The 22,841-nt window shown below is 72.6% G+C and carries 19 protein-coding genes; 12 read left to right on the top strand and 7 right to left on the bottom strand.

Going from position 1 to position 22,841, the window contains the following annotated elements:
• The first annotated feature begins 27 nt into the window (after positions 1–27).
• On the top strand, positions 28–1,227 hold the full coding sequence (locus LXT23_RS02745) for a hypothetical protein (protein WP_253978482.1): 1,200 nt from the start codon (positions 28–30) through the stop codon (positions 1,225–1,227).
• A 74-nt stretch (positions 1,228–1,301) separates the two neighbouring features.
• On the opposite strand, the gene LXT23_RS02740 is transcribed toward LXT23_RS02745, so the two are convergent.
• Positions 1,302–2,717, bottom strand: a complete 1,416-nt coding sequence (locus tag LXT23_RS02740; RefSeq protein ID WP_253978481.1) for an NAD-dependent succinate-semialdehyde dehydrogenase — start codon at positions 2,715–2,717, stop codon at positions 1,302–1,304.
• 142 nt (positions 2,718–2,859) lie between these two features.
• On the opposite strand from LXT23_RS02740, the gene LXT23_RS02735 reads away from it, so the two are divergent.
• The 5 genes from LXT23_RS02735 (at position 2,860) to LXT23_RS02715 (ending at position 6,152) form a co-directional block, all read left to right on the top strand.
• Complete coding sequence (locus tag LXT23_RS02735; RefSeq protein WP_253978480.1) at positions 2,860–3,102, top strand: DUF5683 domain-containing protein; 243 nt, start codon at positions 2,860–2,862, stop codon at positions 3,100–3,102.
• A gap of 131 nt (positions 3,103–3,233) precedes the next feature.
• Positions 3,234–3,653 carry an ExbD/TolR family protein gene (locus LXT23_RS02730; RefSeq protein ID WP_253978479.1) on the top strand — a complete coding sequence of 140 codons (420 nt, stop codon included), beginning with the start codon at positions 3,234–3,236 and terminating at the stop codon, positions 3,651–3,653.
• A 12-nt stretch (positions 3,654–3,665) separates the two neighbouring features.
• A complete protein-coding gene (locus LXT23_RS02725) occupies positions 3,666–4,091 on the top strand; it encodes an ExbD/TolR family protein (protein ID WP_253978478.1) in 426 nt (141 codons plus the stop codon).
• Positions 4,092–4,190: 99 nt separating this feature from the next.
• Positions 4,191–4,895: a phosphatase PAP2 family protein gene (locus tag LXT23_RS02720; RefSeq protein WP_253978477.1), complete on the top strand. Its 705-nt coding sequence runs from the start codon at positions 4,191–4,193 to the stop codon at positions 4,893–4,895.
• 15 nt (positions 4,896–4,910) lie between these two features.
• Complete coding sequence (locus tag LXT23_RS02715) at positions 4,911–6,152, top strand: hypothetical protein (protein ID WP_253978476.1); 1,242 nt, start codon at positions 4,911–4,913, stop codon at positions 6,150–6,152.
• Between the two features lie 300 nt (positions 6,153–6,452).
• Here LXT23_RS02715 and LXT23_RS02710 read toward each other — a convergent pair whose 3' ends face one another.
• Both LXT23_RS02710 and LXT23_RS02705 read right to left on the bottom strand, forming a co-directional pair.
• A complete protein-coding gene (locus LXT23_RS02710; protein WP_253978475.1) occupies positions 6,453–7,517 on the bottom strand; it encodes a lipase secretion chaperone in 1,065 nt (354 codons plus the stop codon).
• A gap of 595 nt (positions 7,518–8,112) precedes the next feature.
• Positions 8,113–9,042: an esterase/lipase family protein gene (locus tag LXT23_RS02705; protein WP_253978474.1), complete on the bottom strand. Its 930-nt coding sequence runs from the start codon at positions 9,040–9,042 to the stop codon at positions 8,113–8,115.
• 230 nt (positions 9,043–9,272) lie between these two features.
• On the opposite strand from LXT23_RS02705, the gene LXT23_RS02700 reads away from it, so the two are divergent.
• From LXT23_RS02700 to LXT23_RS02680, 5 genes are all read left to right on the top strand, one after another.
• Entirely contained in the window at positions 9,273–11,027 is a 1,755-nt protein-coding gene (locus LXT23_RS02700) for a histone deacetylase family protein (RefSeq protein ID WP_253978473.1), read from the top strand.
• A 149-nt stretch (positions 11,028–11,176) separates the two neighbouring features.
• Complete coding sequence (locus LXT23_RS02695; protein ID WP_256560574.1) at positions 11,177–11,785, top strand: acyltransferase; 609 nt, start codon at positions 11,177–11,179, stop codon at positions 11,783–11,785.
• Positions 11,786–12,023: 238 nt separating this feature from the next.
• Positions 12,024–14,120, top strand: a complete 2,097-nt coding sequence (locus tag LXT23_RS02690) for an ATP-binding protein (RefSeq protein WP_253978471.1) — start codon at positions 12,024–12,026, stop codon at positions 14,118–14,120.
• A 156-nt stretch (positions 14,121–14,276) separates the two neighbouring features.
• Positions 14,277–16,322, top strand: coding sequence for a neutral/alkaline ceramidase (locus LXT23_RS02685; RefSeq protein ID WP_253978470.1), 2,046 nt, complete (start codon positions 14,277–14,279; stop codon positions 16,320–16,322).
• A gap of 99 nt (positions 16,323–16,421) precedes the next feature.
• Positions 16,422–17,036, top strand: coding sequence for a nuclear transport factor 2 family protein (locus LXT23_RS02680; protein ID WP_253978469.1), 615 nt, complete (start codon positions 16,422–16,424; stop codon positions 17,034–17,036).
• 34 nt (positions 17,037–17,070) lie between these two features.
• Here LXT23_RS02680 and LXT23_RS02675 read toward each other — a convergent pair whose 3' ends face one another.
• The 3 genes from LXT23_RS02675 to LXT23_RS02665 form a co-directional block, all read right to left on the bottom strand.
• Entirely contained in the window at positions 17,071–17,970 is a 900-nt protein-coding gene (locus LXT23_RS02675) for a hypothetical protein (RefSeq protein ID WP_253978468.1), read from the bottom strand.
• Between the two features lie 158 nt (positions 17,971–18,128).
• Positions 18,129–19,535: a protein kinase domain-containing protein gene (locus LXT23_RS02670; protein WP_253978467.1), complete on the bottom strand. Its 1,407-nt coding sequence runs from the start codon at positions 19,533–19,535 to the stop codon at positions 18,129–18,131.
• Between the two features lie 363 nt (positions 19,536–19,898).
• Positions 19,899–21,002, bottom strand: a complete 1,104-nt coding sequence (locus LXT23_RS02665; protein WP_253978466.1) for a DNA ligase — start codon at positions 21,000–21,002, stop codon at positions 19,899–19,901.
• A gap of 174 nt (positions 21,003–21,176) precedes the next feature.
• Here LXT23_RS02665 and LXT23_RS02660 point away from each other — a divergent pair, with 174 nt between their 5' ends.
• On the top strand, positions 21,177–21,662 hold the full coding sequence (locus LXT23_RS02660) for a gluconokinase (protein WP_253978465.1): 486 nt from the start codon (positions 21,177–21,179) through the stop codon (positions 21,660–21,662).
• A 1-nt stretch (position 21,663) separates the two neighbouring features.
• Here LXT23_RS02660 and LXT23_RS02655 read toward each other — a convergent pair whose 3' ends face one another.
• Positions 21,664–22,767, bottom strand: a complete 1,104-nt coding sequence (locus tag LXT23_RS02655; RefSeq protein WP_253978464.1) for an NAD(P)H-dependent flavin oxidoreductase — start codon at positions 22,765–22,767, stop codon at positions 21,664–21,666.
• Between the last annotated feature and the right edge of the window lie 74 nt (positions 22,768–22,841).

The following is a 22,841-nucleotide window of genomic DNA, read 5'->3' as shown; positions in this document are numbered from 1 at the left end:
ACCGGAGGAAGTCGTTATCGTCTCCGGGTGCCGCGCGGACACTCCCAGCCACCTCTCCCTACGTCTCCGGGCCAGGACGAGGCCCGCCTGCGCCGGCTGGAGGAGGCGCTGTCCGAGGGCCGGGCGCGGGAGGCCGCCGCCGTGGAGGCGTGGGTGCGCCACACCGGCCACCTGCCGCCCCGGAAGGTGCGTCGCCAGTGGGAGAAGAAGTGGCGCAAGGAGGCGAAGCGCGCGGCCCGCCGTGCCGAGAAGGAGGCGCGGGCCGCCCGGGAGCACAACCCGGCCCGGGGCGGGGTGTACGCGGCGGCGGCCGTGTCATGTGTGCTGATGGCGCTCGCGCAGCCCCGGCGACTGTGGTGGCTCGTGTTCGTGGCGCTGGTCTTCTTCCTGCTGGCCGCCAGGCACCTGGAGCGGCCCCGGAGGGGCGTGCTGCCCGAGCCGGTGCGTGGGCCGGGAGAGGCAGAGGGGGCCAGCACGGGATGGGCCTCGGGTAAGGTGGGACTCGGGACGGGGGACGCGGAGGCTTCGCTCGGGGGGCCGGGGGCGCGGCAGTCAGAGGGGGCGGGAGCGGCGGAGCTGCGGCGGTTGGCGGCTGCCGGACGCGGTGCTGCAGCGGCTGCCGGACGCGGCGATGCAGCGGCTGCCGGGCGCGAGGCCACGTCACAATCAGGTGACGCCGTGGACCCGCGCGTGGCCCGGGTGGACGCGCTGTGCGGCAAGCTGATGGCGGAGCTGCGCGAGGGGCCGAAGGTGCTGCGCGAGGTGGTGCACGCGCCGGAGCGCACGGTGGAGGCGCTGCGCAAGGGCTGCCATGCGCTGGTGAAGCGGGAGCGCGAGCTGCGGGCGCTGTCTGCGCCGGAGGAGGCGCGGCGGCTGGACTTCGAGCGCGAGTCGCTGGCCACGCGGGTGGCCTCGGAGCGGGACGCGGTGGTGCGCGAGCGCCTGACCGGGGCACTGGCCGCGCTGGATGCGCAGCGGCGGCAGCGCGCGGAGCTGGCCACGGCGGCGGACCGGCTGGATGCCGAGCACACGCGCCTCTACTACACGCTGGAGGGCCTCTACGCGCAGGTGCTGCGGGCGCGCACGGCGGACACGGCCGACGAGGACGTGGCGGGCGCGGGCCTGCGGCTCAGCGTGGAGCAGCTGGGCGCGGAGGTGGAGGCGGTGACGCAGGCGCTGGAGGAGGTCCACGGCGCGCCGCCGGACGGGCGCGTGCGGACGCGGTAGCGCGGGCCGGACCCGAGGCGCGTCTGTGACGACGAGCCCGGGCCCTCGCACCTGTGCGCGGAAGGGCCGCCGCGCTACTCGCTGGCCGCCCCGCGCGGAGGCTGCGGCTGCTGCGACGCCGCCGTGGTCGCAATCCGCACCGTCTTCATGTTCACGAACTCGTGGATGCCCACGCCCGCCAGCTCGCGGCCGTGGCCCGAGTGCTTCACGCCACCGAACGGCAGCCGCGGGTCCGACGCCACCATTTCGTTGACGAACACCATGCCCGAGTCGATGCCATCGATGAACCGGCGCTGCTCCGCCTCGTCGCGCGTCCACACGCTGGCGCCCAGCCCGAAGGGCGTCGCATTCGCCAGCTCGAGCGCATGCTCCACGTCGCGCGCGCGCAGCAGCGTGGCCACCGGGCCGAACAGCTCGTCATGGAACGCGGGGGCCTGCGGCGGCGGGTCCGCCAGCACGGTGGCGGGGTAGAAGTTCCCCGGCCGCTCCAGGGGCTTGCCCCCCAGCAGCAGCCGCGTCCCGGCCTTCACGCTCTCCTCCACCTGCGCCTGGAGCCCCTTGAGGATGCCCTCGGTGGCCAGCGGGCCCAGGTCCGTCTTCGGGTCCATCGGGTCGCCCACGGTGATGCGCTTCATGCGCTCCACGAAGCGGCGCTCGAACTCGGGGTAGATGGACTCCGCGACGATGAAGCGCTTGGCGGCGATGCACGACTGGCCGTTGTTGATGAGCCGCGCCGTCACCGCCGTCTCCACCGCCTTGTCCAGGTCCGCGCTGGGCATGACGATGAACGGGTCGCTGCCGCCCAGCTCCAGCACCACCTTCTTGATGGCCTTGCCCGCCGCCGCGCCCACCGCCCGGCCCGCGCCCTCGCTGCCGGTGAGCGTCACCGCGCGCACCCGCCGGTCCTCGATGACGCGGTTCACCTCGGACGTCTCAATCATCAGCGCCTGGAACGCCCCGCGCGGGAAGCCGGCCTGGAGGAAGACCTCCTCCAGCGCCAGCGCGCACTGCGGCACGTTGTGCGCGTGCTTGAGCAGCCCCACGTTGCCCGCCATCAGCGCCGGGGCGGCGAAGCGCACCACCTGCCAGAAGGGGAAGTTCCACGGCATGATGGCCAGCACCGGCCCCAGCGGCTGGTAGCGCACGAAGGCCCTGTCGCCGCCCACCTCAATCTGCTGGTCCCTCAGGAACCCTTCGGCCTTGGTGACGTAGTAGCGGCACGCCGTGGCGCACTTGCGCGCCTCCGCCTTGGCGGCCTCCAGCGGCTTGCCCATCTCCTCCGTCATGATGCGGCCGTAGCGGCCGGCTTCCGCCTCCAGCAGCTCCGCCGCGCGCCGCATCCAGGTGGCGCGCTCGGCGAACGAGGTGAGGCGGTACGTGCGGAACGTGTCCTCCGCGAGCTGGAGCTTCGCCTCCAGCTCCTCGGCGGTGTGCGTGGCGAAGGTGCGCAGCGTCTTGCCGCTGGTCGGGTCGATGGTGGCAATGGGCATGGAAGTGCCTCCTGGGTCCTCGTGATAGCAGCCGGGCGCCGGGAGACAACGCCGCTCGTACACCGAGCGTCCAGCCGCGCACGGCCCCCGTTTTCGTCCTCCGGCCCCTCTTCTTATATGCAGATGAACGACTGGAGACCGCATGATGACCGAGGCCATCCGAGAGCGCCGCTTCAATCCCCTCATCGCCGGGGTGCTGTCCGTGCTGTTCCCGGGCCTGGGCCAGCTCTACAAGGGCCAGCTCATCCGGGCCATCCTCTGGTTCTGCTTTGTGGGCGCGGGCTACTTCCTGCTCGTCGTCCCCGGCGTCATCCTCCACGTGCTCTGCGTGCTCGGGGCGGCGTTCGGCAGCGCGGGCAGCGACCGTATCCGGCTGAGACGCTAGCTGCGAGGCTCCGGCGCTCCGGCACGGACCTCATGACGCAACGATGACGGAATGCGGGACGGGCGCCCGCCAACGCTCGGCCGCACCCGTGGTCCCCTGACGCTGTCCCTTCCAGCAAGGAGCAGCCGCGCATGGGAATGTCCGCCGGTGGTGGCCGGGGTCGAATCAAGAGCGACATCAACGTCACCCCGCTCGTCGATGTGGTGTTGGTCCTCCTCATCATCTTCATGGTCGTCACCCCCATGATGGAGCGGGGGAAGGACGTGGAGCTGCCCAAGGCGACCCAGGTGGAGCCGGAGAAGCAGGACGACCCGCTGGTCCTCTCGGTGATGCCGGACCGCAAGGTGTTCGTGGAGGCGGAAGCCTACCCCGACGACGCGGCCTTCCAGGCCCGGCTCCAGGAGGAGCTGCGGGCGAAGCCGGGGCGCCGCTTCCTCCTCAAGGCCGACCAGTCCCTGTCCTGTGGCGACATCCGTCGGGTCGCGAAGCTCGCGCGCGTCGCCGGGGTGGAGAAGCTGTCCTTCGGCGTGGAAACCCCCGAGTCCCTCTAGGGAGGACGCACGATGGCAACCTCGAGAAGGACGTACGTGCGCCCCCAGGGGGACATGCAGTCGGACATCAACGTCACGCCGCTGGTGGACGTGGTGCTCGTGCTGCTCATCATCTTCATGGTCGTCACCCCGTTGCTGAACCGGGAGCTCGCCGTGCAGCTCCCGCAGGTGTCGGAGACGCCGGAGCCGCCTCCCACCGCCGCGGACAAGCCCTGGGTGGTGGGCCTCACGCCCGAGGGCCGCCTCACGCTGAACGACGAGCCCGTGGACGACGCGGACTACGTGGCCCGCCTGAAGGAAGTCTTGGACAAGCGGCCCCGGGGCCAGCGGCACGTGTTCTTCAAGGTGGAGGACCGCGCGGGCTACGGCCGGCTGGTGACGGCCCTGGACGGGGCGAAGGCCGCGGGAGCGGAGGAGCTGGGCGTCCTCACGGACTGAGCCTCCGTGGGCAACAGCCGACAGTCCGTGCACCCCGGGTCCCCGGATGGCCCCGGGGTGCATAGTGTCACGAACATGTGGCGCAGGCTCTGGGAGCGGATGTCGACTGTGGACGCGGCGGTGACGCGGCTCTTCGGGCTGCTGCTGTTGCTGGGGGCGTGCTTCCTGGGCTTCATCGCCCTCTCCGACGAGGTGTCCGAGGGCGAGACGCAGGACGTCGACGAGCGCGTGCTGCGCATGCTGAGAGACCCGGCCGACCCGTCCGTCCCCCGGGGGCCCTGGTGGCTGGCGGTGTCGGCGGAGGAGGTGACGGCGCTCGGCGGCGTGACGGTGCTGTTCCTCGTCACCCTGGCGGTGTGTGGCTATCTCCTGCTGGCCCGGCGCTACCGGACGCTGCTGCTGGTGCTGGTGGCGACGCTGGGCGGCGGGCTGCTCAATACCCTGCTCAAGCAGCTCTTCTCCCGGCCCCGGCCCTCGGTGGTGCCGCACCTCACGGAGGTGATGACCCAGAGCTTCCCGAGCGGCCACGCCATGCTGTCGGCCACCGTCTACCTCACGCTGGGGGCGCTGCTGGCGCAGCTCGCCGAGCGCCGCCGGCTCAAGGCCTACATCCTGGGCGTGGCCCTGCTGCTGCCGGGCATGGTGGGGATGACGCGGGTGTACCTGGGCGTGCACTACCCGACGGACGTGCTCGCGGGCTGGGTGGCGGGGCTGGCGTGGGCGCTGCTCACCGCCCTGGTGGCCCGGGCCCTCCACCGCCGCAGCCCCGCCCTGCGCGCGGAGGCCCGGCGTCCGGTGGAGTAGTAATGTCCCGCGGCCATGTTCCTCGAAAGCCTGCGGGACGGACGGTTCGGTGTGAGGCTCCACCTGGGGGAGGGCTTCCAGCTCAAGTCGGAGGATGAGACGCGGGCCGAGCTCAAGCGCACCACGGACGACACGTCCTGGGTGCTCTCGCTCAACCCCATGCGCCTGGGCCTGCGACCCGAGCACGACCCGGTGCTGCGCAGCGACGTCGAGCACCAACTGCGCGTCAGCTTCCAGGACCAGTACGACGCCCTGGCGACGCGCGCGGGCCCGGACCGCTCACCGCCTCGCACGGACGACCCGAGGTGGTCTCCGCTCATCGAGCTGGACCGGACGCTGGTGGACGGCGCCCCCGTGCTCCGGGTGCTCGGCCGGCTCGCGTACGAACCGGGCCTGGAAGTCCTCGAGGCGCGCCTGCTGGTGCCGCTCGCGGTGGGGACGTTCCAGGTCCAGATACGGCACTTCGCGCGAGAAACCGGCGGGCGTGAGGCGGCGCTGCACCTCCTCGCCAGGCGGAAGGAGCCGGGACGCTCGCCGGACGAAATCATGGAGCACCAGCGCCAGCAGGACTTCGACGACCCGGCCTGGGACGCGAGCTTTCCCGAGCACGGCCTGAGCGTCCTGCGCGCCGCGCTGGCCTGGCTGACGACTCCCGAGCGCGGCGTCCTCCGCGTGCTGGAGCCGCTGCCCCTGCCTCCGGAGGGAGAGGTCATCCTTCCGGACCTGGGGTGTGCGGTGACGCCGCCGCCCCGCTACACCCTGACGCCCTCCCAGGACATGGGGCTCGGCCGCAACATCGCCATGTTCACCCGCCTGACGTGTGGAGACCTCCGCACGATGGATGTCTGGCGGGACGCCGCCGTCCTTCCTCCCGGCCCCGGTCGCGCGGAGGCGCTGGTCGACGGCGCCCGGCGGAACGCGGAGTCCTGGGCGAAAGAGGGCGTGACGGACATCGAGGTGGACACGCAGGTGCTGCCGGAGGTGGACGGAAGACCGCACGTGTCGAGCCACGTGCGCTTCGTCGTGCAGGGGCAGCCCATGGTGGCCGCGACCCGCTGGCTCGCGGATGTTGACGGGGCCGTCTTCCGTATCACCGTGGGTGGGCCGCGCGACCTGACCTACGAGGAGTTCTCCGCCGAGGCGGACGCCATCCTGCGCTCCTGGCGCAGGCTCCCGGGCGAAGCGGCGCGCCCGGTCCAGGCCCGAGCCGACGCCCCGGCGGCGCCTGGCAAGAAGCCCTGGTGGAAGCTCTGGTGAGGGGCGGGGCTACAGCACTGTGCTCCGTCGCGCGCGCATCGGCGGCGCCTGGCAGGAAGCGCTGGTGGAAGCTCTGGTGAAAGGACGGGCTACGGCACTGCGCGCTCCGCCTCGCGTGCATCGGCGGCGTCTGGCAGGAAGCTCTGGTGAAAGGACGGGCTACGGCACTGCGCGCTCCGCCTCGCGTGCATCGGCCGCGCGTGGCAAGAAGCTCTGGTGAAGGGGAGGGGTTACGGCACCGCCAGCTCCGTCTCGAGCGTATCGGTGGCGCCTGGCAAGAAGCGCTGGTGAAGGGGAGGGCTACGGCACCGCCCGCTCCGCCTCGAGCGCATCGGCGGCCTCCACGCGGGGGCGCTCCTCGGGCGTGAAGGAGTCGATGAGCAGCCGCTGCACCGCGGCCTCGCGCAGGGCCAGGTCCGGCTCCGCGAGACGCAGGGCCTCCCGCTTTGCCCGGAATGCCGCCAGTCGCCGCTTCCACTCGGAGCGCCGCTGGTCCAGCGCCTCCAGCCTCGCGGTGGCCTCCTCGCCCACGGTGGCCCTGCGGTAGTGACGCAGGTCCTCGGCCGTGGCGCCGGTGGCGAGCAGCTCCCGCTCCTCGGCCTGCTGGCGCAGGGGCCGCAGGGCCTCCTCACGGTGGACCTGCATGGACGCGGGGAGGCGTTCCTCCAGCGCGGTGATGCGCCGCTCCCGTTCTTCCGGCGTCAGCGACGTGTCGCGCTCCAGCCGCAGGCGCTCCAGCGCTACACCGTCCAGCAGCTCGTCCGCGCCGAAGAAGGCGTCCGCCACCGTGTCGCCCAGGTGCTCGCGGCGCAGGCGGCGCACGGCCTCCAGCCGGCTGCCCAGGTCGTCCGGTGCGCTGCCCGGAGGCGCCTGCAGCGTGCGCGTCGCCTCGCGATAGGCCAGGTAGTCGTCGAGGAGCCGCACCGCCTCCTCCACCGCGGCAGGAGGCAGCTTCGCGCGCAGCGCCGAGACGATGCGTGCACGGAGGACTTCGGGAGGCTCCTCTCCGCTGGCGGACAGGTAGTAGTCGAACAGCAGGCGCACGTCGGCGGACGGCACGAGGTGGCCTGACGCGTCCACGCGCAGCGCACCGTCCTCCTCCGTGTCCTGGAGGGACGTGGGCCTGCTGGGCAGGTCGCCCCGGGGCTGGGCCGCGTCCCCGCTGGAGCCCGTCTCCGTGTCCGCTCCGGCCCGGGGCCGCGCATCGCCACTCGCCGGGCGGGCCAGGTCCTCCCGGCTCAGCGCTGCCGTGTCAGGGAACGCTCGGCTCCCGGAGGGGTCCTCACTCCAGGCCGCGAGCCACCCGCGCGCGCCTCCTCCCATGCAGACAGCAACGAGCAGCACGATGGCAATGCGGGTTTTCATGGCGTGTGCCCCCTACTGCCACGCGGCAGCCCGCCGCAGCGGTAGGCAATGCGGGTCTTCATGGCGTGTGCCCCTGCTGCCACGCGGCAGCCCGTCGCAACGGTAGGCAATGCGGGTCTTCATGGCGTGCGCCCCTGCTGCCACGCGACAGCCCGTAGCAGCGGTAGGAGATGCCGGTTTTCATGGCGTGTGCCCCCTGCTGCCACGCGGCAGCCCGCCGCAGCGGTGGGAGATGCGGGTCTTCATGGCATGTGCCCCCTGCTTCACGCGGCAGCCCGTCGCAGCGGTATCCACCTGTTCGTGGAGGACCCGGGACAGGCTCCAGCGGGCCCCCAGAAGCTGTAGATGGACACGCCATCATTGGCGGCCTGCTCCCGGCTCGCGGCAGGGGAGGCCCCGGAGCGGGGGCCGAAGGTCACTGTTCGGAAATGTCGGGGGTTTTGCGCCGCGAAATGTCCCGACATTTCCGAACAGCAAGCCTCCAGTGCGCCTCCGGGCCCCCGTCAGGTCCCTGCCGGCAGGCGCGCCCGCAAGCTTGCCCCGGTGCTCATGGGCCGAGCCGTCGGCGCTCCTCGCGACCACGCCGGCCCGCACCTCACAGGCCCGCGTTCTTCAGCCGGTTCGCGTGCGCGCGGTACACGGACTTCGGGTCCGTCTGGAACAGGGCGGTGAGGCCGAGCACCTGGTTCACCTCGTCCGCATGGTTCATCGCGTAGTCGTCGCGCAGCACGGTGCCGAAGTGCGAGCTGCACCGGCCCACGAGGCCGTCATTGGCCTCGCGGTAGAAGAAGGACGACAGGCCCAGCGCGCCGTCGGACACGTCCAGCAGGTTGGTGACGACGCCCGTTCCCGACCACGAGTAGTACCGCTGGCCCGCCATCCCGGTGGCCGCGCCCTGGCCGCACGCGGTGGCGGGCACGCCCGCGGGGAAGCGCGCGTTGTACCGGGCCAGCCCCGCTCCGGTGAGCGCGTCCAGGCCCTTCACGGCGTCCTGCGGCCGCGTCCTGCCGGACAGCAAGCCCAGCACCGTGCCCAGGTGGTTGGCGAAGAAGGACAGCACGCCCTCGCCGAGCCCCCCGGCCGTCAGGTTGGCGCGCAGGTGGTCGGCCAGGGCCGCGCCCTTGTGTGGCGAGCCCACCGTCGTCACCGACGCCACCAGGTCCGGCCGCACCGCCGCCACGTAGCGCACGTCCAGGCCGCCGTGGCTGTGGCCGATGAGGTTCACCTTCCCGCAGCCGGTGCGCGCGACGATGTCCTCCACCTGCGCCAGCAGCGCCTCGCCGCGGGCCTCCGTGGCGTTGAAGGCGGGCACGCGCGTCACGTAGACGCGCGCGCCGCCCGAGGCCAGCGTGGACTGCACGCCATGGAAGTAGTCCAGCACGCCGAACAGCGAGTCGAAGCCCGCCATCCCGTGTGCGAGCACGATGGGGTAGCGCGTCTTCGCGTACGTGTCCGCGGCGGAAGAGGGCAGGGCCACCAGGCACAGCGCCACGGCGGCAAGGCACAGCGAACGGAACGACGACATGGAAGACCCCCCGGGTGTACAGGCCGCCCGTCAGGCGGTCCCGTCGGGCCGGCTGCCTACCCCTCACCCCCGGTGAAACGCAATCCAGCCGCCGGACAGTCACGAAAAACATCCCGGGAGGGCGTTCACTGCGCGAAGCTCGCGGCCTCCGTGCCACGTCTCCGCCCCGCTCCAGTGTCCACCACCGACGTCGTCGCTCCCGGCGCCCCGTCCCGTTCGAGGTGCCGCGCATGAGCGTGTGGGACTGGCTGGGCAAGTGGGTGCCCGGAAGCGGTGGCGCGAGCGTGCCCATCTTCTACGACGAGTCCTACCGGCTGCCGCTCACCGGCATCGAGTCCTCGGTGGGCATCGAGCCGCGCGGGGTGGACTTCACCACCTGGTACCTGCTGGAGAAGGGCGTGGTGCGCCCGGCGGACGTGCACCGCCCGCTGCCGGTGAGCTACGCGGAGCTCGCGCGCGTGCACGAGCCGGCGTACCTCGAGTCCCTCGGCCGCCCGGAGACGCTGGCGCGCATCTTCGCCACGGACCCGTCGGAAGTCCCGGTGGACACGCTGCTGACCAACGTGCGGCTCGTCTGCGGCGGCACGCTGGGCGCGGCGCGGCTGGCGCTGGCGCGCAAGGGCCCGGTGGTGAACATGGCGGGCGGCTTCCACCACGCGGCGCCGGCCCGGGGCGGCGGCTTCTGCGCGGTGAACGACATCGCGGTGGCGCTGGCGGCGCTCCACGCGGACGGCTTCGACGGGCGCACCGTGGTGGTGGACCTGGACGCGCACCCGCCCGACGGCACGGCGGAGTGCCTGGCCGGCCAGGAGAAGGCGTGGATTGGCTCGCTGTCCGGCAGCGACTGGGGCTCGCTCCCGCTGGAGGTGGACGAGACGCGGGTGCCCGAGGGCGTCAGCGACAACGACTACCTCTCGCTGCTGGAGGGGCTGCTGGCGCGCATGCCCCGGGCGGACATGGCCTTCGTCATCGCCGGCGGGGACGTGCTGAAGGGGGACCGCTTCGGCCGCGTGGGGCTGACGCTGGAGGGCGCACGGCGCAGAGATAGGGCGCTGGAGCGCGCGCTGCGCGGAGTCCCGAGCGTGTGGCTGCCGGGCGGCGGCTACCACTCCGAGTCCTGGAAGGTGTTCGCGGGCACGGTGCTGGTGCTGGCGGGGAAGGGCTCGCGCGCCATCAAGGCGCGGTATGACCCGCTGAGCGCGCGCTACCAGCGCATCTCCCGGCTGCTGTCGCAGGAGGGCGTGCCGGAGGAAATCACGCTGTCGCTGGAGGACCTGGAGGGCTCTCTGGGCCTGGGCGCCACGCTGCAGCCGAAGGTGCTGGGCTACTACACGGCGCAGTCGCTGGAGTACACGCTGTTCCGGTTCGGGCTGCTGTCGCACGTGGAGCGGCTGGGCTACAGCCGGCTCCGGGTGGAGGTGGGCTCCACGGGCGCGGGCGACCGCATCAAGGTGCTGGGGAAGGCCGCGGGCCAGGAGCACCTGCTGGTGGACTGCGTGGTGGAGCGGCGGCCCGTGGCGGGTGAGCCCTTCCTCTTCCTCAACTGGCTGAGCCTGCGCCACCCGCGCGCGCGCTTCAGCGAGCGCCGGCCGCAGCTGCCCGGCCAGGACGTGCCGGGGCTGGGCCTGGGCCGCGAGGCCACGGAGATGCTGCTGCTGATGGCGAAGCGGGTGGGGCTGGCCGGCGTGGCCTTCCGCCCCATGTGGTTCCACCCGGCCGCGCTGTCGCGCTCGCGCTTCCGCTTCGCGGACCCCGTGCGGCAGGGCCGCTTCGAGGCGCTGGTGCGCGACACCGCGCACCTGCCCGTGCAGGAGGCCACGCGCGCGGTGGCCGACGGCCGGGTGCTGCTCAACGGCGAGCCCTACCGGTGGGAGCCGGACGACATGGTGTCGCGCCTGGAGCCCCAGGCCGGGGACGCCGACGTGGACGCCCTCGTCGCCGCCGAGCGCGAGCGCTGCCGCTTCACAGTCGAAGCCGCGGGCTGACGCACCGCCGCTTCACCGTCGAAGCCGCGGGCTGACGCACCGCTGCTTCACCGTCGAAGCCGCGGGCTGACGCACCCCGTGGTAGGGAAGGGCCCGTGGATGCCCTCGCCGCGCGCCGCCGCGAACAACACAAGCTCCGGCTCTCCTGGATGCCGTGGCTCTACTTCGTCCTCAAGCCCCGCCACCGCGCGTGGGCGGACGCCTGGCAGCGCGAGGTGCAGGACCGGCTGCGCGAGCTGGAGACGGTGGAGATTGCGGAAGGGTGCTTCATCGCGCCCGAGGCCCGCATCTTCGCCGAGCTCGGCCGCACCGTCTCCATCGGCCCCGGCTGCAGCATCGCCGCCGACGTCTTCCTCCATGGGCCCGCCGTCCTCGGCCCCCGGGTGAGCATCAACGCGCGGGCCAGCCTGGACGGCGGGGCCGCCGGCCTGCGCATCGGCGAGGGCACCCGCATCGCCACCGGCGCCACCCTGTACGCCTTCGACCACGGCCTCGCCCCGGACCGGCCCGTGCGCGAGCAGCCCGTCACCTCGCGCGGCATCGTCCTCGGCGCGGACGTGTGGGTGGGCGCCAACGCCGGCATCACCGACGGCGTCACCGTGGGAGACCACGCCGTGGTGGGCATGGGGGCCGTCGTCACCCGGGACGTGCCTGCCTGGTCGATTGTCGCCGGCGTGCCCGCTCGCGTCATTGGAGACCGGCGGGAGCGCCCTCGCTCGGGTGCTCCGGGTGGATGGGAGCCCGAGGACGCAGGGTGAACCCCGCTCGCCTTCATTGACTTCCAGACATTCAGTCACCGTATGCTTCGGGTCGAGGTCGTCACCGGGAGGGGAATCAGGGTCTGGAATGCTCCCGGCAGCCGTGCGCTGTCAGGGCGCCGGCCCCCCCCGCGGAGGGCGCAGGAGGCCGGACTTGGCAGACGAGCAACGGGACGCGAGGCACGGCGACGCCCCTGGGATGGCTTCCGAGCCATACCCTGACGGCTCCCGAGCGCCCATGTCCCCCGACTCCAGCGTCGCCAGCACGCCGGAAGCGGGCGCGTCCCTGGAGGCCTCGCGCTCGCGGCTCCTCGGAGAGCTGCTGCGCGAGGTCGTCTTCCAGCTCGACACGGAAGGGCGCCTCACCTGGCTCGAGCTGCCCTGGGAGCGGCTCACCGGCATGTCGGTGGGCGCGTGGCTGGGGCGCTCGCTGGCGGACGTCTTCGTTCCGGAGGACCAGGAGCGGGCGCGCGGGCTGCTGCGCTCCGCCGCCGCCCGCCCGGACGCCGTCACCCGCGAGGAGCTGCGCCTGGTGTCGGGGGAGGGCGGAGGCCCGCGCTGGGTGGAGCTGTCCGCCTGCGCCCTGCCCACCGCCCCCGGCGCGGTGGTGGGCACGCTGATGGACGTGACGGCCCGCCGGCAGGCGCAGGACGCCGTCACCACGCGCGAGCGCTACCTGGAGGCCATGGTGGAGGTGCAGCGGCGGATGATGCCGCGCGAGCGCCCCATGGACCTGTACGGCGCCGTCGTGGAGCCCCTGGGCCGCGTGTCCGACGCCAGCCGCGTCTACGTCTTCGAGACGCACCACAACCAGGACGGCGCCCTGCTGGGCTCCCAGCGCACGGAGTGGTGCGCCGCCGGCATCGAACCCAACCTGGATGACCCCACCATGCACGGCCTGCCGATGGAGCAGGCGCTGCACCCCGCGCAGGCCGCGCGGCTGCTCGCGGGCGAGCCCGTGCAGGGCCTGCCCACCGACTTCCCGGAGATGCTCCGGCCGGTGCTGGAGGCGCAGGGCGTGCGCTCCGTGCTCCTGCTGCCGCTGCACGTGCACGGCCAGCTCTTCGGCGTCATCGGCTTCGACAACTGCCGCGAGGCGCGCCCCTGGGGCCCCATCGAGGTCAACCTCCTGTCCGGCGCGGCCGGCGCCCTCTCCCTCGCGCTGGAGCAGCGCACCGCCAACGCGCTGCGCGTGCGCACGGAGACGACGCTCAAGCGCACCGAGGCCGGCGTCCACCTGCTGATTGAGGCCTTCCCGGACCCCGTCATGGTGCACGTGGGGGACGGGGTGCTGCTGTCGGTGAACCCCGCCCTGGTGCAGTACCTGGGCTTCCGCGACGCCTCGGAGCTGGTGGGCCGGCACGTGCTGGAGCTGGTGCGGCACGAGGACCGCGCCGCGGCGCAGCTCCACCTGGGCCAGGCGCTGGAGAGCCAGCGCGCGTCGCGCGCGGTGGAAGTGCCGCTGATGCGCCGCGACGGCGAGGTGATGATTGCCGACCTGGTGACGATGTCCGTCGTCTTCGACGGCGCGCCCGCCCGGGTGACGGTGGCGCGCGACTTCACCGAGCGCAAGCGCACCCAGGCCCAGCTGATGCTCACCGACCGCATGGCCTCCATGGGCCTGCTGGCCGCCGGCATCGCCCACGAGCTGAACAACCCGCTCGCCTACGTGCTGTCCAACCTGGACTACCTCCACGGCACGGTGGGCCCGCGCTCGCGGCCCCTCACGCACGACGAGCTGGTGGAGTGCCGCCAGGTGCTGGACGACGCCCGCGAGGGCGCCGAGCGCATGCGGCAGATTGTCCGCCAGCTGCGCGTCTTCTCCCGCGTGGAGGACACCAAGGAAGAAGCGGTGGACGTGCACCGGGTGCTGGACTCGGTGACGCAGATGGCGGCCAGCGTGGTGCGCGCCCGCGCGAAGCTGGTGAAGGACTACGGCGAGGTGCCCCCGGTGCGCGGCAACGAGGGCAAGCTGTTCCAGGTGTTCCTCAACCTGCTCATCAACGCCGCGCACGCGATTGAAGAGGGCCAGTCCGAGACGAACGAGATTCGCCTCACCACCTACCTGGAGGAGGGCGGCCGGGTGGTGGTCATGGTGCGAGACACCGGCCAGGGCATCCCTCCCGAGCACCTGCGCCGCATCTTCGACCCGTTCTTCACCACCAAGTCCGCGGGTGTGGGCACCGGCCTGGGCCTGTCCATCTGCGACACCATCGTCAACGCGCTGGGCGGCCACATCTCCGTGGAGTCGTCGGTGGGCGCGGGCACCACCTTCCGCGTGGCGCTGAACGTGGCCCCGCCCAAGGCCAGCGCGGCGAGCCGACCGGACGCGTGAGCGGCACCTCCTCCGCCGCTCGGTCTGGACGCTGACAGGACGGGCCTGCGACTGTAGTCCGCACGACGGCGGCCGCACGCCGGCCCTGCCCGGGCCTTCGCACCGTCACCACCTTTCCAGGAGGAGGCGCCCTCCCCAGGCGCTCCGGAGGCAGGCATGCGCACACTCCTCGTCCGGCTCTCGCTGGCACTCGTCCTCGTGCTCGGCACGGCGGCCGGGGCCTCCAGCCCTGCCTCCCCGCCCGCCCCGGCCAGCTGCGCGGGCCAGCAGCGCTTCTTCGTCGGCGCGGGCACGGGGGACATCACCGGCCCCGCCGCCGAGGTGGGGATGATGGGCTACGGACAGCTGGCGCAGCAGACGGCCGGCATCCACCAGCGGCTGCGCTCGCGGGCCTTCGTCATCGCCTCGCCCTGCAACGGCCGGCGGGTGGCCTTCGTCAGCGCGGACCTGGGCATGGTGTTCCAGGCCGTGAAGCAGCAGGTGGTGGAGCGGCTGCGCTCGCGCTACGGCGACGTCTACTCGGACGACAACGTCCTCCTGAGCGCCACGCACACGCACTCGGGGCCGGGCGGGTACTCGCACTACACCCTCTACAACCTGACGACCTTCGGCTTCGTGCCGCAGAACTTCGAGGCCATCGTCTCCGGCATCGTCGCGTCCATTGCCCGCGCCCACGAGCGGCTGGCCGACGGCACCCTCCGGCTGGCCACGGGCGAGCTCGTCGGGGCCAGCCGCAACCGCTCGCCGGAGGCCTACCGCCTCAACCCGCCCGGGGAGCGCGCCCTCTACGCGCAGGACGTGGACACGCGGATGACGCTGGTGCGGCTGACGCGCACCGACGGTGACGAGGTGGGCCTCATCAACTGGTTCCCCGTGCACGCCACGTCCATGGGCAACGACAACCGGCTCATCAGCGGCGACAACAAGGGTCTGGCCTCGGCCCTCTTCGAGCGCGCGCAAGGCGAGCGCCACCTCGCCGGCGGGGACACCTTCGTGGCCGCCTTCGCCAACGCCAACGAGGGGGACGTCACGCCCAACGTGCTGGGCGGCACGGACGGCGGCGGCGCGGACGACTTCGAGGACACGGCGCTGTCGGCCACGCGGCAGTACGACTTCGCGGCGCGGCTTTGGGCCACCGCCAATGCGCCCCTCACCGGCGGGGTGGAGTACCGGCACACCTGGGCGAAGCTGGACGCGGTGGACGTGGCGCCCGCGTGGACGGACGGCGTGCCGCGCCGCACCTGCACCGCCGCCATCGGCCTGTCCATGCTGGCGGGCGCCGAGGACGGCCCGGGCTTCGGCGAGGAGGGGGCCTCGTGCGCCGAGCTGCACGACATGTGGAGCCAGTTCACCTGCGCGCTCACCACCACGCCCTGCCAGGGGGAGAAGCCCATCGTCCTGGAGACGGGCGGCATGAAGCCCTACCCGTGGACGCCGGAGGTGCTGCCCCTGCAGCTCGTCACCGTGGGCAACCTGGCGCTGGTGGCCGTGCCCTTCGAGCTCACCACCATGGCCGGGCGCCGGCTGCGGCGCACCGTGCAGGCGCGGCTCGCCCCGGCGGGCATCACCGAGGTCGTCATCGCCGGCCTGTCCAACGACTACGCGGGCTATGTCGCCACGCGCGAGGAGTACGCGCGCCAGGACTACGAGGGCGCCTCCACCCACTTCGGCCCGTGGACGCTGGCCGCCCTCCAGCAGTCCTTCGACGCGCTCGCGGTGTCGCTGCACGACGGGCAGCCCGTGCCTCCGGGCCCCACGCCGCGGGACTTGCGCCACGAGCAGGCGAGCCTCCAGCCGGGCGTGGTCTTCGACGACAAGCTGCTCTGGGTGGACTTCGGCGACGTCGTCACCGACGCGCGGCCCGCGTACGCGCGCGGCGAGACGGTGCGCGTCACCTTCTGGGGCGGCCACCCGAAGAACGATTTGCGCCTGGAGGGCTCGTACCTGCGCGTGCAGCAGCGGGGCCCGGAGGGCGCGTGGCTCGACGTGGCGCGCGACGGGGACTGGGAGACGCGCTACCGGTGGCGCCGGGAGAGCTGCGTGCCCACGCTGGCGTGCTCGCACGTCTCCACGGAGTGGGACATCCCTGTCGACGCGGCGCCAGGCACCTACCGCCTCGTCCACGCGGGGCACTGGAAGTCGGGCTGGGATGGGCGCGTGCGCCCGTACACCGGCGCCTCGCGCGCCTTCACCGTGCGGTAGCGCGCGCTCCGGGGCGTCCCCGGGGTGGGGCGGGCACGGGAGGGCCGGCTGGCCCGGGGCCGGGACGGCGGCCACCTTCAGGCGAGGAGGAGGTCGCTCATGATGCGTCGAATCGCGGTGTGTCTCGCCTCGCTGGTGCTCAGCGCGCCTGTCTGGGCGCAGGAGCAGGACAAGCAGCAGGACCGGGAGTCCCCACCCGCCTCGGGTGGCTCGGGCATGGTCATGGACCTGGAGAAGATGGGGCCATGGACGCGCAAGCCGACCAACGAGGCGAAGACCAAGAAGGAGATTGAAGCGTTCTTCAAGGAGGAGGACGTCATCATGCAGAAGCGGGACGTCCAGGCGGCGCTCGCCCGGGTGGACTTCCCCTCCTACTGGGTGACGGACGACAGCAAGGGCGTCCCCAAGGAGGAGACGTACGACCGCCAGAAGATGGAAGAGATGATGAAGTCGATGTTCGCGCAGATGCCTCCGGACGCGAAGATGAAGCAGAAGCCCACCATCACCGTGCTGTCGGACTCGCTCGCCACGTACACCAATGACTTCACCATGACGGCGGGCGGCAAGCAGTACAAGGGCCGCAACGCCGGAGTCGTGGTGAAGCGCGACGGGCAGTGGAAGTGGAAGACGATGTACGAGGCGGGCTGGGGCGACATGCCGCCCCAGGGCGTCGGTGGCTCGGGCAAGCCCGAGGACTACGAGGAGCCGAAGTAGCAGGCACCCGGACCGATGCCGGGACCGCGCGTGCCTACTTGCACGTGCGGTCCTCCTCGCAACTCCTGCGGCACTGGTTGCACGCCTGGCCACGCGTGCCGCACTTGGACTGCTCGTTGCCCGGCTCGCAGGTGTTGCCCGCGCAGCAGCCGCTGGGGCAGGAGGTGGGGGTGCACCGGCACGTGCCTCCCACGCACTCCTGGCCGGGGCCGCAGGGCCCGCTGCTGCCGCACTTGCACTCGCCGTTCGTGCACCGGTCCACGCCGGGGCCGCTGCACGCGGGGCCGCTGCCGCAGGCGCAGAAGCCCTGGGGCGAGCAGGCACTGGCCCGCCCCGGGTCACACGCCGTGCACGCCACCCCACCCACGCCGCACGTCATGAAGGTGCGGGGCACGCAGGCGTTGTTGCGGCAGCAGCCATCCGCGCAGTCCAGGCAGCTGTTGCCGGGCCCCGAGTCGGGCGTCCCGGAGTCGGGCGTACCCGAGTCCGGCGTGCCGGCGTCGGGGTCCACCGACTGGGGCACCAGCTCCACCGACACGTCCACCTCGTACCCCTCGCGGACCGTCGCCGTGGCCGTGCCCACCGCCGCCACGTCCGTCCCGCTCAGCCCCTCCAGCCGCAGCGTCGCCTGGGCGCCGTCCGTCGCGTCGGGCAGCAGCACGCGGAACGTCTCCCCGCTCTCCAGGATGCGTCCGGCGCTCTCCGGCAGCAGCGAGGAGGGGATGCCGCTGCCGTCGTCCACGTCGCCCGTCACCCGGAACTGGGTGAGCTGCAGCAGCGGGTCGAACTCCGTCGTGACATACAGCGCCGTCCCGGCCGCCGTCGCCGCGTCCTGACAGGCGCTCACCGCCAGCAGCACCAGTAATGACAACGGGACGGCGACTCCCGGGAGCCGGACGTGCTTCCTGCTCGTGCGCTTTGCCTCGCGACTCATGATGCTCCAAGGCTATCGGGTTACGACTTCCATGAAAGCCTCGCGTGAGGTTGGAAGTCCGACCCAGTCAGGAAGGGAACGCTGGCCGCTCTCAGGAGCGCAACCGAATCACCTCGGTGATGGGATGGCGCTTGTACCTTCGGACAAGGGCGTTGTTCTCAGGGGTGGGCGGCGGGCGTCGTGCCTGGCGGTGCGGGCGTGGCCACGCGGCTGGGCTGGACGCGGTGTATGAGCTCGCGCAGACGGGCGGTGGGGTTGATGAACTGCACGCCCACGCCGGGGGACATGCTCCACGCGCGGGCCTGGGCGGAGTCCACGTGCCGCACCACCTCGCCCGCGCACGCGATTTCCTCTCCGGCCAGCAGCAGGCTGAACTCCAGCCGGGTGAAGAGGCGGGGGAAGGGCTCCGCGCAGCACATGAAGAGGCCGCCCTTGCTCAGCTCCGTGCAGCGCACCTCCACGGTGTCGGCGCCGGAGCGGCGGCGCACGACGGCCACCCAGGTGAGCGGCGGGGTGACGCTGCTGGGCTCCACCGCGGGGCCCTCCTCGTCCAGCACCACCTGCGACGAGGGCACCGGCGTGTGGCTTCGCGGCGGCTCCTCCGCCGGGAGGCGCGGCTCCACGGGCGGCGCGGTGGCGGCGAGCAGGGCCGCCTTGAAGTCCAGCGCGCCGGGGTAGCGGTCCTCGCACCGGCGCGCCAGCGCGCGCAGCAGCACGTCCGAGAGGGCCGGGGGCACCGAGGGCGCCAGCATGTGCGCCGGCATCGGGCCCGGCACCGGCCCCGAGGACAGCGCCAGCTCCGCCATCTGCCCCCGCTCGAAGGGCAGCTGCCCGGTGGCCAGGTAGTAGGCCGTCACCGCCAGCGCATAGATGTCCGCGCGCCCGTCCACCGGCTGGCCCGCCCACTGCTCCGGCGCCATGTACGCCGGCGTGCCCAGGACGATGCCCGCCGCGGTGTCGTCCTCGGAGCGGGGCCGGCGCGCCTTCGCCACGCCGAAGTCCAGCACCCGCAGCGACGGCGCCTCGCCCGCGCGCCGCACCACGAAGAGGTTGTCCGGCTTCAAGTCGCGGTGCACCACCCCGCAGCGGTGCGCCGCGTCCAGCGCGTCACACGCCTGCGCCAGCAGCAGCACCAGCTGCGCCGGGTCCATGGGCCGGGGCAGGCGCGACAGCGGCACGCCCTCCAGGTACTCCATGACGAAGTAGTGGATGCCGCCGGGCGCCTCGCTGATGTCGAAGATGTGGACGATGTGCGGGTGGCCCACGACGTTGACGGTGCGCGCCTCCGCGTAGAAGCGCGCGCGCAGGCTCTCGTCATGGCCCAGGTGCGGGTGCAGCACCTTCACCGCCACCCGCGCGCCGATGAGCGTCTGCTCTCCCAGGTACACCGTGCCCATGCCGCCCGCGCCCAGCCGGCGCACCAGGCGGTAGTGGCCCAGCGTCTGGCCGGTGAGGTCCACCGGCTGGCTCTCCGGCGCACCGGTGGACAGGCTCACCTGCGTCCAGTGCGGGTCTCCACACAGTACGTCCTCGGGATGTTCGGACAGACAGAGCTCGCAGTGCATGGTCCCCTCAAGGAGACACCAGGACGGGGATTCCCTGGCATCTGCAAGGACGTTGCATCGTCTGTCTGTAGACCGCGCAAGCCTTTCGGGAACGAGGGCCCCCGGTATGAGACGCCGGTTCGCACCGTTGCGATGACGGCTAGCTCACACAGGCGCGCGGCCGCTTCACCAGCGCGCGAGAATTCGCGAAAGCGACCCGGTGGCGTTTCGTCCATCGCTTTCACGGGCACGAGTGCTCGCTGAACCTGTCTGCCTTCCGCCAGCGGGCACTGCGCGCAGGCTCCGTCGACCAGCGGACCGCGACTGGCGCTCGGGGGAGGCGGGTCCCCCGCGACGCCTCTTCACGCTCCCACGGTGTGTGTGTCAGGCCTTGGCGCGGGCCTTCGGCTTCTCCGTCGCGGCGAAGGGGGGCGCGTCGATGCGAACGCCCACGTACGACGGGAAGCGGGGCACGCCGTCGTCGGACAGCTCCTGGTAGCGGAAGGTGATGACGGTGCCCACGGCGGGCGGGGACTCGCGCTCGGCGTCGGACAGGCCGGTGCCCACGCTGAAGCGCGTGCCATTGCGCAGCTCCACCTCCAGCGCGCCCAGGCGGCCCTTGTGCCGGCCCGCGCCGGGCACGTGGCCCACCACGCGCGCCTCGTCGTCCTTGAAGCTCTTCACCTTCAGCAGCGTGTGCGAGCGCCCCGCCTCGTAGCGCGAGCCCGGCTTGCGCAGCATGAGCCCCTCGCCGCCCAGCCCCTCCACGCGCTCCAGCTCCTGGCGCAGGTGCGGCGTGCCCTGGCAGCGCGCGTGCTCGTGCCAGCGCGCGTACGCGGGCTTCGCCTTCTCCATCCAGTTGCGGCAGTGCTCCAGGCGCTGCTCGAAGGTGCCGTCCACGGAAGGGGCGTCGAAGGCGACGAACACCAGCTCCTTCCAGTCGTCGCTCCGGTCCTGCCGGCGCACGACGCTCACCGTGCGCTGGAAGCGCTTGCGCCCGCCGAACAGCTCGCCGTCGAGCGGGAAGTCCGGCAGCCCCGCGGTGAACCACGCGGGCGCGAAGAACTCGTTGCCCAGTCGAGACCAGAAGCGCTTGCCGTCCCAGTACGCGCGCACGCCGTCGAGCTTCTCGCTCATCCACCAGTCCGTCAGGTCGACGTCCGTCTCCCACGAGTGCGCCAGCAGCAGCGGCGGGGCCTTCTCGGCGGGCTCCGAGGCGTCTGCGCCGTCGGCCGCGGCGGCGCTCTTCTTCGCGCGGGCGGGCGCGGCGGCGGGGGTGCCGGAGGCAGCGGCTCCGACGCGGGCATCCTCGGCGGCGTCACCGCGCACCTTGCGCAGGTGCTTGCAGGTGCGGCGCTCGATGGCGATGGACTGGTTGCGCCAGGCGGGGCACGAGCACGAGTACACGCCGCCGGTGTTCTTCAAGATGTAGGGCTTGGAGCCGGAGCCCTGGAGAGCGAGCTGCTCACCGTCCGCGATGTCCGCCATGTACTTCCCCCTCCGTCGTGCCGCGTCTGTCGCGGCGACGAAAGGAAGAGTACCCGTGGGGTCTGACATTCACAGGACGTGGTGAGGTGGGCATTTGGCGTCCAAGGCAGTGGCGCGAGGGGGGCCTCGGGCCGCACGATGGGCCGCTCACACGGGCCTGGGAGGACACGCGGGATGGTCGTCATCGTGATGGGGGTCTCCGGAGCGGGGAAGACGACGGTGGGCCGCGCGCTGGCGGAGGCGCTGGGCTGGCGCTTCGTGGACGCGGACGACCTGCACCCGAAGGCCAACGTGGAGAAGATGGCCGCGGGCGTGCCGCTGACGGACGAGGACCGGTGGCCATGGCTGGCGGCCATCCGGCAGGTGATGGCGGACGCGCTGGCGCGGGGCGAGGACCTGGTGCTGGCGAACTCCGCGCTGAAGAAGGCCTACCGGGACAGGCTGGCGGTGGACCCGGAGCGCGTGCGCTTCGTGTACCTGGACGCGCCGCGCGAGGTGCTGGCCCACCGGCTGTCGCAGCGCCAGGGCCACTTCATGCCGCCGTCGCTGCTGGACAGCCAGCTCGCCACGTTGGAGCCGCCCCTGCACGCGCTCATCGTGGACGTGACACCCCCGCCGCCCGAGGTGGTGAAGGCCATCCGGCGGGGACTGGGCCTCTAGCTCATCGCTGGCTGGAGCCCGGCGCGTCCGCCAGCTCGCGCACCAGCGACTCCATCAGCTCCGGCGCGGTGCGGTGACGCAGGTTGGGGGCAATCTGCCCGCTCCACAGGGACACCAGGTCCGTGCGTCCCGCCCTGACGGCGGCGGGCCTCAGCTTCGACAGGAACCAGCCCTGGATGGGGAAGGGCGGCAGCTGTGCGGCACGCGGGGCCATGGCCTCGCTCCAGCGGTTGCGCACGCCGCGCGCCAGCCGCCCGGAGAAGGCGCGCGTCAGCGTGGTGTGCTGCGCCTCCTCGCTGAAGAGCACGGCGCGGTGCTCGGGCGTGGTGCCGGACTCCTCGCACGCCAGGAACGCCGTGCCCAGCTGCGCCGCCTGCGCGCCCAGCGTGAGCGCCGCGCGGATGCCCCGCGCATCCGCGATGCCGCCGGCGGCGATGACCGGCGCCTTCACCCGCCGGGAGACGAGCTGCGTGAGGGCGAACGTCCCCATCAGCGAGTCCTCCGCCCGCGCGAGGAACGACGGCCGGTGCCCCCCCGCCTCGAACCCCGTGGCGACGATGAGGTCCACGCCCGCCGCGTCCAGCGCCTGCGCCTCGGCGATGGTGGTGGCCGCGCCGACGGTGACGATGCCGCGCCTGCGGCACTCCGCGAGGATGGCCGCCGGGGGCACGCCGAAGACGAAGCTGAACACCGGCGGCCGCGCTTCCAGCAGCGCCTCCACCTGCGTGGCGAAGTCATGGTGGAAATCTTGCGGCCGTTCAGGCTTCTCCACCCCGAGCTCGCGGAAGTACGGCTCGAACAGCGCCCACACGCGCTCGAACTCCTCCGCTCCCAGGCTCAGCCCGCCGGGGTCATGGTCCGACACCCACAGGTTCAGGGCGAACGGCCGGGACGTCAGCGCGCGGACGTCCTTCGCCACGCGGCCGATGTCCTCGGGCGCCAGGTTGTGCGCGCCGAACGAGCCGAGCCCGCCCAGGTTGGACACGGTCGCCGCCAGCCGCGCGGTGGACAGTCCACCGCCGAACGGTCCCTGGACGATGGGGTACTGGATGCCCAGCCGGCGCACGGCCTCCGTGTCGCTCTGTCCTCTGCCTGTGTCGTGCATGGAGGCAAGGATAAGAGCCGCTGGTTTGCGCCGCCGCTGCCTTCAGCCGGGCTCATCCACTTTCGTGGTAACCG

Origin of the sequence: Pyxidicoccus xibeiensis (genome assembly GCF_024198175.1) — a bacterium.
GTDB classification, from domain to species: Bacteria; Myxococcota; Myxococcia; order Myxococcales; family Myxococcaceae; genus Myxococcus; species Myxococcus xibeiensis.
The sequence above is the reverse complement of the archived record's forward strand: the minus strand, read 5'-3'. Positions and strand labels throughout refer to the sequence as shown.

Bases quoted from the DNA above. Each gene is read 5' to 3' on its own strand.
- LXT23_RS02740 (WP_253978481.1), bottom strand. From the start codon at position 2,717: ATGCCCATTGCCACCATCGACCCGACCAGCGGCAAGACGCTGCGCACC.
- LXT23_RS02735 (WP_253978480.1), top strand. From the start codon at position 2,860: ATGATGACCGAGGCCATCCGAGAGCGCCGCTTCAATCCCCTCATCGCC.
- LXT23_RS02730 (WP_253978479.1), top strand. From the start codon at position 3,234: ATGGGAATGTCCGCCGGTGGTGGCCGGGGTCGAATCAAGAGCGACATC.
- LXT23_RS02725 (WP_253978478.1), top strand. From the start codon at position 3,666: ATGGCAACCTCGAGAAGGACGTACGTGCGCCCCCAGGGGGACATGCAG.
- LXT23_RS02720 (WP_253978477.1), top strand. From the start codon at position 4,191: ATGTCGACTGTGGACGCGGCGGTGACGCGGCTCTTCGGGCTGCTGCTG.
- LXT23_RS02715 (WP_253978476.1), top strand. From the start codon at position 4,911: ATGTTCCTCGAAAGCCTGCGGGACGGACGGTTCGGTGTGAGGCTCCAC.
- LXT23_RS02710 (WP_253978475.1), bottom strand. From the start codon at position 7,517: ATGAAAACCCGCATTGCCATCGTGCTGCTCGTTGCTGTCTGCATGGGA.
- LXT23_RS02705 (WP_253978474.1), bottom strand. From the start codon at position 9,042: ATGTCGTCGTTCCGTTCGCTGTGCCTTGCCGCCGTGGCGCTGTGCCTG.
- LXT23_RS02700 (WP_253978473.1), top strand. From the start codon at position 9,273: ATGAGCGTGTGGGACTGGCTGGGCAAGTGGGTGCCCGGAAGCGGTGGC.
- LXT23_RS02695 (WP_256560574.1), top strand. From the start codon at position 11,177: ATGCCGTGGCTCTACTTCGTCCTCAAGCCCCGCCACCGCGCGTGGGCG.
- LXT23_RS02690 (WP_253978471.1), top strand. From the start codon at position 12,024: ATGTCCCCCGACTCCAGCGTCGCCAGCACGCCGGAAGCGGGCGCGTCC.
- LXT23_RS02685 (WP_253978470.1), top strand. From the start codon at position 14,277: ATGCGCACACTCCTCGTCCGGCTCTCGCTGGCACTCGTCCTCGTGCTC.
- LXT23_RS02680 (WP_253978469.1), top strand. From the start codon at position 16,422: ATGATGCGTCGAATCGCGGTGTGTCTCGCCTCGCTGGTGCTCAGCGCG.
- LXT23_RS02675 (WP_253978468.1), bottom strand. From the start codon at position 17,970: ATGAGTCGCGAGGCAAAGCGCACGAGCAGGAAGCACGTCCGGCTCCCG.
- LXT23_RS02670 (WP_253978467.1), bottom strand. From the start codon at position 19,535: ATGCACTGCGAGCTCTGTCTGTCCGAACATCCCGAGGACGTACTGTGT.
- LXT23_RS02665 (WP_253978466.1), bottom strand. From the start codon at position 21,002: ATGGCGGACATCGCGGACGGTGAGCAGCTCGCTCTCCAGGGCTCCGGC.
- LXT23_RS02660 (WP_253978465.1), top strand. From the start codon at position 21,177: ATGGTCGTCATCGTGATGGGGGTCTCCGGAGCGGGGAAGACGACGGTG.
- LXT23_RS02655 (WP_253978464.1), bottom strand. From the start codon at position 22,767: ATGCACGACACAGGCAGAGGACAGAGCGACACGGAGGCCGTGCGCCGG.